We start from the raw sequence: 14,794 nt of genomic DNA, 5'->3' as shown, positions 1-14,794 counted from the left end.
TGTCTCGGGCACCGCCTCTCGTGGCTCCTCCACCCGGGCTCCTTCGGGCATCAGGCCCGAACAGGCACGATCCCCGGTGTCGTTGCGGTGTCCGGTGCCGTCAGTACCGGCGTCCCGTCCGTCCCGACCGCCGGAAGCGGCAGGGTCTCGCCCCGCATGACCCTGATGTCCGGAACCCCTCCGTCGAGGACGGGCAGGGCCATACCACCGACCGGCGCGGTGCGCGCTGCCGGAGCCGGAGCGAACGGATTCCGGGCGACCTGCGACCGCTCGGGAACGGCGGCCGCGAGCTCGTCGAGCACCTCCACCGTGACATCGGTGAGCTGCGGGGTGTCGGAGAAGGCGGGCAGCGTCGGTTCCGCCGAGCGCCCGGCAGGCGAGTGATCGGCTGCCTCGTCCGAAAGTCGGTCGAGCTTCAATGTCTCGGTGGCTTCGAGCTCCACCGGACCGGACAGGTTCGGGATATCGGTGGCCTGTTCCTGCAGTCCTCCCGGAACCTGCAACGGCACGGACTCCGGATTCGGGTGCTCTCGCGCGGTCGTCCCTCCGGACAGCACCGAGGCGAGCAGCGAACGCGGGACCGTCCGCAGTTCCGCACCACCGCCCAGTTCTCCCGAGGTCAAATCCACGGTCCGCGGGGCGACAAGGGCCGCGGACAACGAGCGACCCGATACCGAACCGCGACCGAGCGTGTCCTCCCACAAGGCCACGATGCCCGCAGGTTGCTGCAGGACCTCGACAACGGCGGGGTCGCCGGTGGGGACGACGAGAGCGGGGGCGGCTTCCGTGCTCACCGTGTCCTCGAGGCGCGCCGTGTCCGAAGCAGCATCCGCAGCCCCCGCGGCACTGCGGTCACTCGTGATGACATCGCCGATCGGGCCGGCCCAGCTCAGCGAGCGGTGGAATCCTTCGGCCGGGGTGCCCAGCGTCGCCTCCACCGCATGCCGCCCGCGCTTGCCGTTCTGCGGCAGGATGCCCAGCGCGGCGTGCGTGCGTCCCGGCACCGAAGTGCGGCTTCCGACCTGTGCGTCACCGATCTGCGGGGAGTCGGCAACCCACCCGGCGAGCTCCAGCGGATGGTCGATCCGGGGAAGCGGACGGGTGACTGCGCTGGAACCGTCCTCGAGTTCCGGTGAGGTCCGGTCCTGCTTCGCCGCTCCCACCGGATCGACTCGTCCGGAACGGCTCGCGTGCTTGGGACCGCGATTCGACCCGGCCCGGTCGACCGGTTTGATCCGACGGGTCGTTTCCGAGCGGTCGAGGCGCACCGCTGGGTCGGGCCGGTCGATGATCCGGGGGAGTTCGTGCGTCAGCGCTTCCTCCACCGCAGGCAGCAGGTCGCGAACCGGATCGATGGTTCCGGACAGCGCGGTCATGGAATGCTGTGCCGACTTGCCGGGAGTTCGGAAGGGAACCGAGCCGACCTCTTCGGGGAACAGCTCACCCGCGAAGCACGGTCCGCTACGGCTGGGCGTGCCATCGTTACCGGCATCGGTACCCGGCGCTGTCTCTCCCAACGGAGAGTACGGACGGTCGGAGCATGTCTCGGAAGCCGAGGCGGCTGCGGTTCCGGCAGCGAGCATGCCTCCGGTCACCAACGCGGCTTGAACTCCGCGCTTCGCCCAAGTCTGCATGGGAACTCTCCTTTGCATGATTTCCGCTGCTGAGCGGGAAAACTGAGGCCGTGGGTCTGCTGTGCGGATGGATTACCGGGCATGTGGATTTACCGGGCGCGCGGCGGCCGGTCCCGGATGAGCCGGACGGCTTTCGACATCCGGTCGCCGTATTCGGTCGCCGTGGCGGAGATCCGTGCGTGTTGCCGTGCGCGGTGGTCCCGAGGAGATCTCCTTGCCCCGGACTGTCGGGGCTTCGGCGCGAAGGAGATCGGGAACAGCGGGAGAATCCTTGCGCGGGCAGGATGCTCAGTCGGGGGTAACGCCCGGCTGGGGGCGTGCCCCGCTCGTCGGGGCGTGCATGCCATAGCCGGGTGCGATGCCCGCAAACGGTGCGGGAATCCGGAGGTCATCCTGTCGACCGACACCGAAGCTGCTGTTCGAGTGCCCGTCGGTGGCACTGCCGCCACCGGCCACCCCCGGCACGACCGCGTGCCGGGGTGGAAACGGGGCCGGTTCGGTTTTCTGCGGCGCAGCAGGCGCCCTGCTGTCCGGACCCTGCCGCGTGGACACGGAGTGGAGAATCGCCCGGCTCTCACGGGCGGCAGCGTGGGCCGCGGGAGCCGAAGAGAGGTCAGCGGAGAGACCATCTTCGGGAGACCGCGATGGCAGGGTCGCATCGACCTCGCTGCCACCACCATCGCCGCCGGTCGGCACAGCCGGAGGTTTCCCGACGTCCGAGTGCGGTGCGGACGTTCCCGGACCAAGCGGACGCAGCGGCCGTTCCAGCGCATCCAGTCCCTGCTCGACCGTCTCGGAAAGCAGGTCGTCGCCGTCCTTTCCCGGAAGTACCTCGTCGGCTGCTTGCCGCACCGGAGTCAGAACCGAATCGGCGCTGTGCAGAGTATCCCGGACGGCGCCGGTCACTGCGGCGATCCCAACACAGGTGCCGGATACCGGGACCGCCGTGGATTCCGAGGTCAGCGTCGTGGCGGAGTCGAGGTCGGCGAGGCCCAACATCGCCGCGTCCCGATTCCGGTCCGCACCGGCCACACGACTGTGTTCCGAGCCGACCCGCTCCTGCGCGGCCGACACGCGGGACGGGCAGTCCGGCCCGTCCGGACCGTCCGGCTGTGTACTGCTGTCCGCTGCCGCGATTCCGGCTCCGAGCAGCCATGCGACCGAAGTTCCCGCCACGGTCGTACCCGTGAAGACCAGAGCACGGGTCAGCATCCGCCGCAGGCGGATACCTCCCGGACACTGATCGTCGTCGGACATGGGACTTTCGCGACCTCCCGGGATTCGGTGTGCGATCGATTCGGCCGTACCCGCCATGAGCACGGGCGGCTTGGATCAACGACGGGCACTCTTCCAAACCTGCGAGCGATCACGCACCCATAACGCAACAATGTCGCCACATCGTGTTACGCCCCGATCTCGGCGACCTCCTGTACATCACGCACCGTCGACCACTCCGGCCCACCATCGACGGATGGGAAGTGCCTGATATCGAAATTTCGAGTTCGAACTCGCCCCCGGAAAACCGATCTGTCGATACTGTGGCGGACGTGAGCAGCTCCAAGATCACCCGTTCGGATAGCACCGCCGCGGTTCCGCCCATCCTGCGCGTGTCGGCCGCGCTGAGCTGGCGCATCCTCGTCATCCTCGGCACGCTGTACGTGCTCGGCGAGGTCGTGCGCAGGTTCTATGCCGTCCTGATCCCGGTCGCAATCGCGCTGCTGCTGGCGGCACTGCTGGCACCTGCCGTAGCCAGGTTGGTCCGACTGGGGGTTCCGAGTGCCCTGGCAACCGCGATCGTGATGATCGGCGGGCTCGCCGCCGTGGGGGGTGTGCTCACCTTCGTCATCAACGCGTTCATCACCGGCTTCTCCGATCTGCAGTCCCAGATTCTGGCAAGCTTCAATCAGATTCAGCAGTGGCTCGCCAACAGCCCGCTGCACCTGACCCAGCAGCAGTTCGACAACTTCGTGAACCAGGCCCGGCAATGGTTGGAACGCAATCAGGCCATGCTGACCTCCGGCGCCCTGGCCACGGCCTCGACATTCGGCACTCTTCTGACCGGTCTGCTGTTGATGCTGTTCACGCTGATCTTCTTCCTGCACGACGGTCGACGGATCTGGCTGTTCCTGTTGCGGATCGTGCCGAAATCCGTCCGGCCACGCGTCGATACCGCGGGATCACGCGGGTTCGCCTCGCTTGTCGGCTACGTTCGCGGCACCGCCCTCGTGGCCATCTTCGATGCGGTGGGGATCGGGATCGGCCTGGCGATCATCGGCGTACCGCTGGCGGTTCCACTGGCGGCCCTGGTCTTCCTCAGCGCTTTCGTCCCGATCATCGGTGCGATCGCCTCCGGCGTCGTCGCCGTCCTGGTGGCCCTGGTCACCAAGGGTCCGATCGCGGCACTGCTGGTGCTCGGCGTGGTGCTCGGCGTGCAGCAACTCGAGGGCAATGTGATGCAGCCGCTGATCATCGGACGTGCGGTTCAACTGCACGTCCTGGCGGTCGTACTGGCCATCAGCGCGGGCTTCGTTCTGGCCGGGATCGTGGGAGCGCTGCTGGCGGTGCCGCTGATAGCCGTGCTGAACTCGGCCATCAGATCCCTGGTTTCCGACGAGGACGAGAACGAGCAGGTCCGTCCCACCGACTCGAGAGAAGGTATGCCCCCCGGGGAGCGGGAAAGCACGGCCCCGCCCGAACAACCGGCGGTCACCAGGCACGGAGAAAGTCGGGAGTCGGCCACCGGAGGCAGCTCCACCGAGAACGAGGATGCGGAGAACGGCCCCACCGGGCACCGGAGGTCGGACGAGGGAAGCTCCGGCGAGCAACGGGGCGAGGACCGGTGAGCTCTACGCCACGGTGACGGCGTTGCGGCCACCCGCTTTCGCGGCGAGCAACGCCGCATCTGCGGCCACCAGCAGATCCGGCAGCTCGTAACCGAACCGCAGTGTGGTCGCGACGCCGATACTGACGGTCAGATCGTCGAGTTCACGGTGACTGCCGTCGGTGTCCTGCGCGGGGACGGACAGCGAAGCGGTGGACAATCGCACCCGCTGCGCAACCGTGCAGGCGATGTCGGTGTCGGCCCCCGGAAGCAGCACCACGAACTCCTCACCACCGAAACGACCGACCACGTCCCCCTTGCGCACACTGCTGCGCAACATCAGCGCGACCGAGGCCAGCACGGCGTCGCCCGCGAGATGCCCGAGTTCGTCGTTGACTCGCTTGAAGTGATCGAGATCGAGCAGCAACACCGCCATGGGCTGCGTCCGAGAGCGTGCGCGAGTCAGTTCCACACGCGCCACCCGTTCCCAGTGCATCGCGTTGGCCAGGCCGGTCTTGCCGTCGTGCTGCGCCGAGCGGCGCCACTGCGGTAGCTGGCAGGCGATGTCCAGCAACGCCAGCGGTGGTCCGGCCAGGAGTGCACTGGCGGAATGGGAGTCCACCGCGACCGCGAGCAGACCGCCCAAGCTCGCCGCGACGATGCCCAGCAACACGTCGATCGGTTCGCCGAGCACTCCCTCCCGGGAAGCCTCCGGGTCCCGTAACCGCAGGCCGATGGCCACGATCGCCGCGCGCACAAGCAGCAGTACGGCACCGGCGAGCACGAACAGCACCGGCTCCCAGCGTGGATGGTTCCAGCCGATCACCCACCGTGCGGCGAAGGCCGCCAGTGCGGTTGCAGCGGTGGTGAACATCCACCGATACGGCTCGGGACGGATGTCGAGCACGCCGTGCAGGGCAGGCCCGAGCAGCAGCAGCACAAGCAGGTTCGGGGGCAGCGTCAGAATCCCGGCCGCCAGGTAGGCGATGTGGATGATCCACGGATTGCGCCGCACCTCATGCCGGAGGTGAATCGATACCGAGGTCGCGATGATCACCAGTCCGGCCGTCAGCGCGAGCATGGCGAAAATCCGGAGAGCACGGGGCCCCGGCTGCGGTGTCGTGGCGATGACCAGCGCGATGACCACCACAGCGGTGACCTTCACCAGCAGTACATAGGCCAACGCCGGCGGACGCAGCTTCCACAGTGCCCATACCCCCATGGCCCCTTCACACCTCCCTGCGGGAGCCTCGCACATGGCACCGCGGGGCAGAAGTCCGGCACACCCACCCATTCAAAAGTTGAACCACCTGCGAGGGTCCGCACTCTCCGTGCTCACCACCGTGGACGATTACTCCCACACACGGGTAAGGCAGGATGATCGTCGGGAAGGAGCACAGGTTTTGACCCGACGAACACGATCTCCGCAACCGGACGACGATCGGACACCATCCTCGGCCGCACCGCCTCCGGCACCGGAATCCTCCCCGCAGATACCGGATGGCCGATCACCGTTGTGGCGAGCGCACAACGGCCTGCGTGCCGGCGCGTTCCTGTACGCCCTGGTGTGGTTCATCCTGCAGGTCGACGATTACGCACGCCCGATACTGGGCTCCAGTGTCCTGGTGAGCATGGCGCTGTGGACCGCCTTCACCATTTACCGGTACCGCACACGCAGCGGGCGGACGAATCCGCTGGTGCTCACCGATCTGGTCGTGGTTACCGCTCTGTTCCTCGCAGGTGAGTTCATCCTGACCGAGCAGCAGATGCAGGCGGGGATGCCCTCGGTGGTCACGGTGTGGCACGGGTCGATGGTCACCGCCGCGGCCGTGCAGTGGGGCATGCTCAGCGGCGGCGCCGTCGGCACTGTCGCGGCTGTGTCGAACTTTCTCCTTCGCGGCTATATCGACAGCAACATGTGGATGGACACACTGCTGCACATCGGCACAGGTCTGCTGCTCGGACTCGCTTCCGACACGGCGCGGAGCTCCACCGAACGACTGAGCAGAGCCCTACGTGCCGAAGCTGCGACAGCCGAACGCGAGCGACTGGCCCGCTCCATCCACGACAGCGTGCTTCAGGTGCTCGCACGGGTACGCAAGCGCGGCCTCGAACTGGGTGGCGAAGCCGCGAATCTCGGGCAGCTGGCAGGCGAGCAGGAGATCGCACTGCGCTCGCTGATGGCCGCCGCCCCCGCCGAATCAACCGAACACGGCGAGACCGATCTCGCCGCACAGCTACAGGTTCTCGGTACCGCCAAGGTCCAGGTGTCCGTACCTGCCACCCCGGTACTGCTGCCCGCCCCCACGGCCTCGGAGCTGTTCGCGGTGGTCCGGGAGGCGCTGGACAACGTCGATCGACACGCGGGAGCTGATGCCGCAGCGTGGGTTCTGCTCGAGGATCTCGGCAACGAGATCGTCGCCAGTGTCCGGGACAACGGCCCCGGCATTCCCGAGGGTAGGTTGGCCGCAGCCGAGTCCCAGGGCCGCATGGGAGTGGCACAGTCCATCCGGGGACGAGTCGCGGGCCTGGGTGGGGCGGTCACCCTGGACACCGCGCCGGGCGAAGGTACCGAATGGGAAATGCGGATACCCCGACCCGGGAGTACGGACAGTGCCGGGGAGAGCATCCGAGGGCACCGGCAGGACAGCAGAGAACACAAGCGGAGTGTTCGAGGACACGGTGAGGGAGTGGCACGATGACCGGGCCGGACATCTCGGTGATGGTGGTCGACGATCACCCGATGTGGCGTGACGGGGTTGCCCGTGACCTGGAAGAACGTGGATTCGAAGTGGGGGCCACCACTGGTGACGCGGTCTCGGCGCTGCGCATCGCCCGTACGGTGCGGCCCGATGTCGTGCTGATGGATCTCAACCTCGGCGACACCTCCGGTGTCGAGGCCTCACGGGAGATCACTCAGGAGATCCCGGGGACACGGGTCCTGGTCCTGTCCGCCAGCGGCGAGCACAGCGACGTGCTGGAGGCGGTGAAGGCGGGAGCATCCGGGTATCTGGTCAAATCCGCTTCCGTGGAGGAGCTGGTGGACGCGGTACGGCGTACCGCTGTCGGAGACGCCGTGTTCACGGCAGGGCTGGCCGGGCTGGTCCTGGGCGAGTACCGGCGTATGGCCGTCACGCCGGATTCGGACTCGCAGGCCCCGCAATTGACCGACCGGGAGACCGACGTGCTGCGCCAGGTGGCCAAAGGACTCACCGCGCGGCAGATCGCGAACAAACTGGTGATCTCCCATCGCACGGTGGAAAACCACGTGCAGTCCACCCTGCGCAAGTTGCAGTTGCACAACCGTGTCGAACTCGCCCGCTATGCCATCGAGCACGGGATCGAGGAGGATGGCGTGGCCGAGACATGAAATGGTAATACTTTTGCAGTTTCGCGCGAAACTGCATTTTTCGCTCCGGTCGGAGTTAGTGCTGTCGCACATCACCCCAGGGCGGCGTGCACCGCCTCGCGCGCCCGCGTCGGATCCGGCGCGGCGAGCGCCGCCTCCGCGGCTCGCCGGTAGTCGGCCGACGAGTACTCCGCCAGGGCCGATCCCACGGTCGGTACTGCCGTCGCCACCATCGACAGGCTGGTCACACCGAGTCCGACGAGCACGCGGGCAAGCCACGGATCGGCCGCCGCCTCCCCGCACACACCGACCGGCTTGCCGAACTCCGCACCGGCACGGCCGATCATTGCGATCAGTCGAAGCAGCGCGGGCTGCCAGGGGTCGTTCAGCCCGGCCAGAGTGCCCAGCATCCGGTCCGCCGCGAACACGTACTGTGCGAGATCGTTGGTGCCGATGCTGACGAAGTCGACGGCCTCGAGAATGTCCCGAATGCTCAGCGCGGCCGCAGGAACCTCGACCATCACCCCCACCCGAGGAATGCCCGCCGCGCGGGCCCGCTCGGCGAACCAGGCGGCCTCACTCGCGGTCGAAATCATCGGCGCCATCACCGACACCTCGGCCCCCGAGTCGGCAGCGGCGGCCGCGATCGCCGCCAACTGGCGATCGAGTACCCCGACGCGGTCGAAGGAGACTCGAACCCCGCGCACTCCGAGCGCGGGGTTCGGTTCGGTCCCCGGCGCGAGGAACGACAGCGGCTTGTCCGCACCGGCATCGAGTGTGCGCACCACAACCGGCTTCCCGGCGAACGGCGTGAGCACTTCGGCGTAGACGTCACGCTGCGTGCCGACATCGGGTTCGTCGGCCGCCACGAGGTAGCAGAACTCGGTGCGGAACAGGCCCACGCCCTGCGCTTCTGCCTCGACGGCACCCTGCGCATCGGTGACCGAGCCGACGTTGGCCAGCACCGCTACCGGGTGGCCGTCGGCGGTCGAGCCGCTGCCGTTCCAGTCGAGGCCGATGTCGCGCTCGGCCATCTCGACGTGGACCGGTCGGTCGGAGGTCTCCACCGTTCCGGCGTCACCGTCGACAACCGCCGCCACGGCCCCCTCCAGAGAAAGAATGCCACGCACGGCGACCACGGCCGGAATCCCCAGCGACCGCGCGAGAATCGCGGTATGGCTGGTCGGCCCGCCTTCCTCGGTGACCAGAGCCAGTACGAGCTCGGGATCGAGGTCGGCAGTGTCGGCGGGAGCCAAATCGCGGGCGAGGAGCACGCTGGGGCCATCGAGTGCGGGCACACCGGGCGCCGCGACACCGAGTAGTTCGGCGATGATCCGGTCCCGCACGTCGTGCACGTCGCGCACCCGCTCGGACAGGTAGCCTCCTGTTGCGCGTAACGCATCGGCGAAGCCGTTGGCGGCCTCCAGAACCGCACGGGCTGCGGGCAGTGCGTGCTCGGTGACCTGCTGTTCGGCCCGGGAGAGCAAAGCGGGGTCCATGGCCATCGCGGCCGTGGTCTCCAGGACGGCCCTCGCATCGCCCTCGGCACTGGAGGCACGGGTGAACAGGCGCTCCGCGACGAGTTCGGCGGCGGGCCGGATGCGGGCTGCCTCGCTGTCCGCATCCGCGGGGGCAGGAGTGGCACAGGGTTCGGCAAGGGGTTCGGCCACGCGTACCAGCGGACCTGCGGCTCGGCCGGAGCTCACCCCGACCCCACTCATTCGCGCCATGGCCGGAGACCCTACCTTCCTCCGGGATACCCCGGAATGCTGACAAACAGCGAAGCACCACACGGCCATGCCGAGATGGCTCCACTCAGGATGGTGTGGAGAGTTTTACTTGCCCGTCCGACAGGCGCACCTCATTACCATTGAGTAACTTATGAGTAACCATACGGATCCGGCTCGGGGCTCGCATTCCGCACGCTATGGGCATGACTCAACGGCAGAAAACCACGACAGCAGCCCCCGAGTCCCGCACGGACTCGGCCGAGTCCGCAATGGACCAAAGCATCGCATCGGCACAGAGCACCACGGGAGTCCAAAGCACCACGTGCTCCCGGCAGGACGGTGCCACCGGGACACCGCCGGAGAGAGCGGACTCACGCGGTCCGGACCTGCTCCACCGGGAACCCGTGGATACCAGCCGGTCACGTTCCGAGTGGAAGCCGGCTACCGGGGCGGAGGAGACCGAACGAATCACCGAATTCGAACGGTCCACCCCACACCGCCGGATCGGTTGCTGTCTCGAATCGCGTTCCTGGGCAGCGCGAACCGTGCGGTCCTGCAGCGCACTGTGGAGTTCCGCCCTGGCGATCCGCTTCCCGGGGCCGCGATGGGCCGTGTAAGAGGGGTGTTTCCCCCTTGATGCCTCGAGGACACCCCCATTCGGGCGTATTTCCGGCCCGCAGCACACCCTTTTTGCCTCTTCGGGCGTCACACTGGTGTGGTTGCTGCTCGCCGGTCTCGCGCCACCGACGATCGCAACCCGCTGGGGCCGGCCGTAACGCCCCCCGTACGCCCGGCCCCAGCTCCTCAGTCACCCGACGACTTGCGGAGCCCGAGGGCATTGAGTGCCCCTTCGACCGCTCCCGGCTTCCGGTCCGGCATCCGTTCCGGGGCGTGCTCGCCGACAGCCTCCATAACCTGCCCCGTCGACGGATTCACCGCCGACCACTCACCGACCACGACGGTCGGCACCGTCTCGTTGCCATCGGCAAGGGAGCGGACGGTGGCCGCCGCATCCGGGTCCTGCCAAATGTCGACCTCGGCGAATTCCAGCCCCTGGCGCCGCAGCCCGGTACGCAGCGACGTGCAGAACGGACATCCCGGACGCGTATAGACGGTGACTTCCTGCGGTCCCATGGATTCGGCCTCCCGGCTTACTGCTCGACTCATCGGTTCCGGACACGCTCACGGTGGGCGTACGGCTGTCTCCGACTTCGCCGGTACCGACCCGTTGTTGCAGTCGCTTCAACGGCCCCGGTGCCCACCACGAGGCATTGCCATCAGTTTCAACACCGCAGGCACCGGAATCATTCGCACCACCGTCGCATCCAGGGCCAAGGCGATGATCACCACCGGAAGCCGGTGACCGATGTGCGACGGATCCCCAGCGAGCGAACAAGGCCGCCCTCCGGATCGTGTGGTGGGCGCCCCGGTGGAACGGCTACGGTGAGATGAATGGTGCGAACCGAGTAAACGCCGTTCACAAGTTGGTGCCCACTGTAGTGATACGCGAACCGGCAAGTACCGGATGGGGTGGCAGATGACCGAAGTCACTCGACGTGAGCGACTCCGCGCGGCAACGGAGCTGGAAATCCGACAGCACGCACGGAAGCTCCTCGTCCAACAGGGTCAGGATGCCGTGACCCTGCGCGCCATCGCCCGCGAGCTCGGTATCACCGCTCCGGCGCTGTACCGGTACTACGACTCCCGCGAGGATCTGCTGCACCACCTCGGCAAGGACATCTGCGGCGACCTCGCCGCCGAACTCAACAGAGGTCTGGAATCGGTGAACGACGAGGACCATCCGGCCAAGGTGTTCACGGTCTGTCACGGTTTCCGGCAGTGGGCACTGGCCCATCCCCGCGAGTTCGCCCTGGTCTTCGCCTCTCCCGTGGACGAGATCGGCGGTTGGGGGCAGGCCGGACAGGACGAGTTCGGCAGCGTCTTCCTGAGTGTCGTCGGGCCGCTGATGGCCGAAGGGGCTTCCAGAATGAGTTCCAGTTCCGAGGAGGTATCACCGGAGCTCCGATCCGAACTGGCGACCAACCAGGAGGCGCTGGCCACTGCTTTCTCGCACGAGGGCATCGAGATGCCCCCCGAAGCACTCGGACCCGAGGCGGTTCACTCACTGCTCCGCTGGTGGGTGCGCCTGTACGGACACGTCGCCTTGGAGGTGTTCGGGCGCTTCCCCTTCGATGTCCGGCAGGCCGACCGGCTCTTCGAATCACTGCTGTCCGAACTCGCCGACGAGGTCGGCCTCACGCGGAGCTGATCAGCGGCGGGCCGGCGACCACCGAGTAACCCGGTGAAAAGTCCCGCTGTTCATCGACCGAAGACCTGGGTCCAGTACCACCCATCGGTGTCCACCCCGACCCCCATGGTCGTCAGTGCGCAGTTCAGGACGTTCTCGCGATGGCCCGGCGAGTCCATCCAGCCCTGCATGACGGATTCGGCACTGCGATATCCCCGAGCGATGTTCTCCGCCCCCGGCGAGGGGTATCCGGCTCGCTTGGCCCGTTCCGCGAAGCCGACGTTCTCCGGAGTGGTGTGCGAGAAGTAACCGCGCTCGGACATGTCCGAACTGTGCCGATTCGCGGCCGTGTTGAGCCGCCGATCCAGCGAGACCGGGTCACAGCCTGCCTCGCGGCGAGCACGATTGACCAATTCGAGGACCCGGCGCTGTTTCGACGTGCCTGCCACGGAGGGGGACTCCGGGGCTGCGGTTTCCTGCTCGGTCGACGTGGGGGTGGACTCCGTCGTCGCCGGAACCCGCTCCGTGGTCGTGCCGGGTGCCTGTTCCGTCCTCGTGTCCGTGGCCACCGGAGGTGGTTGCGCGGTCGGCAGCGAGGACGAAGGCATCACCGGAGAAGGCGGCGCGGATGACGATGCGGATGACGGCGTGGCTGGTGACGCGGACGTTGTCGCGGTGGGAACCTCGGTCTCCGAGGGCCACTCCGTCATCGGGAGCTCCTGCGGGTAACTCGGCCGGGCACCGCTGTACGGACGCATCGAGACATGCTGGTCCCAGTACGTGACCACCGTGCCTGCGGTGCCCGCCCCGACCATCAGCGCCAGCAGGCCTGCGGTCAACACGGCTCGTCGTGCACGTGGAGGTCTCACGGATGCGTGAACCTACCAGGGGGACAGACTCCTCCCGACGTCTGTGCGCACCGAAATATCGTGGTCACGGAGCCGGGACCGACTGCTCACCCACGGTCGTGCACCCGCTGGTTTTCCTGGCGTGTGGTTTCGGCACCGGTGGCGATCGGGGCCGTCAGCCACTGGCGCGGAATACCGAATGCCTCCACGAGATCGACGGCGTGCGGGCGGATCCGCCGGCACAGTGTGTTCACCGCCTCGGTGATGGCTTTGGATCGGCGACTGCTGATCCGCTCGTGTTCGAGGAACCAACCGCGGTCGGCCTCGATGTTCGAGAGCACGTACAGATCACACAGCCGCTCCAGCACGGCCGCCACGGATCGGTCCTCTGTGCGGGTGGATTCGCCGCATCGCTCGATACCTGCGACGAACGCTTCCAGCACGACACGGTCCACGTGCACACGCGCCGCGCGCAGCACGTGGTCCTGCGCGTTGTTGAACACCTCGAACGGGTCCGCATCGTCACCGGTGGCCCGGCGCAGGCGCCGCGCCAGGGCGTCCAGGACGTGCTTCTCGCGGTCCTCGAACATCTTGAGCTGCCAACCGCGGTCGAAGATCACGTCCTCGTCGTCCCTGCCGGGTGCGGCGTCGACCAAGCGCTGCACCAGCTTCCGTGCCGCGGTCCGCTCGATGACCGTGCCGAAGAACTGGTCGGCGACGTAGCGCGCCAGCCCGAGGGTACCGAGATCGTCGAACTGATCCTTGTAATGGGTCAGTAGTCCCTTGGCGACGAGCTGCAGCAGGATCGTGTTGTCACCCTCGAAGGTGGTGAACACGTCGGTATCGGCTTTGAGCTGCGGAAGCTGATTTTCCGAGAGGTAGCCGGCACCACCGCAGGCTTCCCGGCACGCCTGAATGGTCTGCGTGGCGTGCCAGGTGGACACCGCCTTGAGCCCGGCCGCCCGCGACTCCAGCTCGCGCTGGGCGCGCTCGTCCCGACCATCGGAACCGTGTACATCGTGCAGGGTCGAGACCAGCTCCTCCTGGGCAAAATGCAGAGCGAATGTCTTCGCCAGCGCAGGCAGCAGTTTCCGCTGGTGACCGAGGTAGTCGAGGACAGGGGTCTCGTCGCCGGTGCCCGGGTTCTCGAACTGCCTGCGCGTGTCGCCGTAGCGCAGGGCGATCTCCAGCGCGAGCTTCGTCGCGCTGCCCGCCGTCCCGGCGACGGAGATCCGTCCCCGGATCAGCGTGCCCAGCATGGTGAAGAACCGCTTGCTCTCTCCGTCGATCGGGCTGCGGTAGGTCCCGTCCGGTTCGACGTCGCCGTAGCGGTTGAGCAGGGCCTCACGCGGCACCCGCACCCGGTCGAAGGTGATGCGGCCGTTGTCCACACCATTGAGTCCGGCCTTGTGGCCACAGTCGGAGATTCGCACGCCGGGCAGCGGATGTCCGTCCTCGTCCCGGATCGGCACCATCAGCGCGTGCACTCCGTGGCCCTGTACCCGGTGGTCCCGCCCGGCTGTGTACAGCTGCGCGAACACCACGGCCATGCGGCCGTGCTGTGCGGCATTGCCGATGTAGTCCTTGCGCGCCGACTCGTGCGGCGTGTGGACGACGAACTCCTCCGTACCGGGATCGTAGGTCGCCGTGGTGCGCAGGTGCTGCACGTCCGAGCCGTGTCCGGTCTCGGTCATGGCGAAGCAGCCGGGCAGGTCCATGCTCATGATCGGCTCGAGGTACCGGTCGTGATGCCGCTCGGTACCCAGAGCCACCACGGCACCCCCGAACAGGCCCCACTGCACACCGCTCTTGACCATCAGCGAGAGATTTCCGGCGAGCATTTCCAGCGACACCACGGAGCCACCGGTGTCGCCCTTGCCGCCGTACTCGGCCGGGAAACCGAGCTGGGTGATACCGCTGTCGGCCAGCCGGTACATCTGGTCGAGGATCCATGCCCGATGGCTGTCGACGTCCAGATCGTTGCCGGGTGGCAGTTCCGTGTCCTGCAGGGTGTCGCGCACCAGCGCTCGGACCTCGGCCCAGCGTCCGTCCAGCACCTCGCCGAGCTTCGCGGCGTCGAACCCTGTCGGGATCGGTGGTATATCCATCGGCTCTCCAGTCCAGCTCGGGCAGCGCCCAACGCGAGAACGTCTCCTCGGGGCGC

The 14,794-nt window shown here is 67.5% G+C and carries 11 protein-coding genes; 4 read left to right on the top strand and 7 right to left on the bottom strand.

What is annotated here, in order from left to right; translation table 11 throughout:
* Positions 1–50: 50 nt before the first annotated feature.
* Positions 51–1,634: a hypothetical protein gene (locus tag JOF55_RS11155; RefSeq protein WP_310273233.1), complete on the bottom strand. Its 1,584-nt coding sequence runs from the start codon at positions 1,632–1,634 to the stop codon at positions 51–53.
* Positions 1,635–1,922: 288 nt separating this feature from the next.
* Complete coding sequence (locus JOF55_RS11150) at positions 1,923–2,891, bottom strand: hypothetical protein (protein ID WP_310273232.1); 969 nt, start codon at positions 2,889–2,891, stop codon at positions 1,923–1,925.
* A gap of 290 nt (positions 2,892–3,181) precedes the next feature.
* Here JOF55_RS11150 and JOF55_RS11145 point away from each other — a divergent pair, with 290 nt between their 5' ends.
* The gene (locus JOF55_RS11145; protein ID WP_310273230.1) at positions 3,182–4,477 is read left to right on the top strand and encodes an AI-2E family transporter; all 1,296 of its coding nucleotides are present in this window, start codon (positions 3,182–3,184) and stop codon (positions 4,475–4,477) included.
* A 3-nt stretch (positions 4,478–4,480) separates the two neighbouring features.
* Here JOF55_RS11145 and JOF55_RS11140 read toward each other — a convergent pair whose 3' ends face one another.
* Positions 4,481–5,677: a GGDEF domain-containing protein gene (locus tag JOF55_RS11140; RefSeq protein ID WP_310273228.1), complete on the bottom strand. Its 1,197-nt coding sequence runs from the start codon at positions 5,675–5,677 to the stop codon at positions 4,481–4,483.
* 181 nt (positions 5,678–5,858) lie between these two features.
* On the opposite strand from JOF55_RS11140, the gene macS reads away from it, so the two are divergent.
* Together macS and JOF55_RS11130 are read left to right on the top strand one after the other, a co-directional pair.
* Entirely contained in the window at positions 5,859–7,157 is a 1,299-nt protein-coding gene (gene macS, locus JOF55_RS11135; RefSeq protein WP_310273226.1) for a MacS family sensor histidine kinase, read from the top strand.
* Positions 7,154–7,825 carry a response regulator gene (locus JOF55_RS11130; protein ID WP_310273224.1) on the top strand — a complete coding sequence of 224 codons (672 nt, stop codon included), beginning with the start codon at positions 7,154–7,156 and terminating at the stop codon, positions 7,823–7,825. Before macS ends, JOF55_RS11130 begins: the two co-directional genes overlap by 4 nt.
* Before the next feature lie 71 nt (positions 7,826–7,896).
* On the opposite strand, the gene ptsP is transcribed toward JOF55_RS11130, so the two are convergent.
* Both ptsP and JOF55_RS11120 read right to left on the bottom strand, forming a co-directional pair.
* Positions 7,897–9,534 carry a phosphoenolpyruvate--protein phosphotransferase gene (gene ptsP, locus JOF55_RS11125; protein WP_310273222.1) on the bottom strand — a complete coding sequence of 546 codons (1,638 nt, stop codon included), beginning with the start codon at positions 9,532–9,534 and terminating at the stop codon, positions 7,897–7,899.
* An 804-nt stretch (positions 9,535–10,338) separates the two neighbouring features.
* Positions 10,339–10,668: a glutaredoxin family protein gene (locus tag JOF55_RS11120; protein ID WP_374727454.1), complete on the bottom strand. Its 330-nt coding sequence runs from the start codon at positions 10,666–10,668 to the stop codon at positions 10,339–10,341.
* 403 nt (positions 10,669–11,071) lie between these two features.
* On the opposite strand from JOF55_RS11120, the gene JOF55_RS11115 reads away from it, so the two are divergent.
* On the top strand, positions 11,072–11,803 hold the full coding sequence (locus JOF55_RS11115) for a TetR/AcrR family transcriptional regulator (protein WP_310273218.1): 732 nt from the start codon (positions 11,072–11,074) through the stop codon (positions 11,801–11,803).
* Between the two features lie 50 nt (positions 11,804–11,853).
* Here JOF55_RS11115 and JOF55_RS11110 read toward each other — a convergent pair whose 3' ends face one another.
* Positions 11,854–12,621 carry a CAP domain-containing protein gene (locus JOF55_RS11110; RefSeq protein ID WP_310273216.1) on the bottom strand — a complete coding sequence of 256 codons (768 nt, stop codon included), beginning with the start codon at positions 12,619–12,621 and terminating at the stop codon, positions 11,854–11,856.
* A 116-nt stretch (positions 12,622–12,737) separates the two neighbouring features.
* Positions 12,738–14,738: an acyl-CoA dehydrogenase family protein gene (locus tag JOF55_RS11105; protein WP_310273215.1), complete on the bottom strand. Its 2,001-nt coding sequence runs from the start codon at positions 14,736–14,738 to the stop codon at positions 12,738–12,740.
* Positions 14,739–14,794: the final 56 nt, after the last annotated feature.

The sequence above is a fragment of the Haloactinomyces albus genome, from assembly GCF_031458135.1.
GTDB lineage: Bacteria > Actinomycetota > Actinomycetes > Mycobacteriales > Pseudonocardiaceae > Haloactinomyces > Haloactinomyces albus.
Note: the sequence above shows the minus strand (reverse complement) of the source record. Positions and strands in the feature narration are given on the sequence as shown.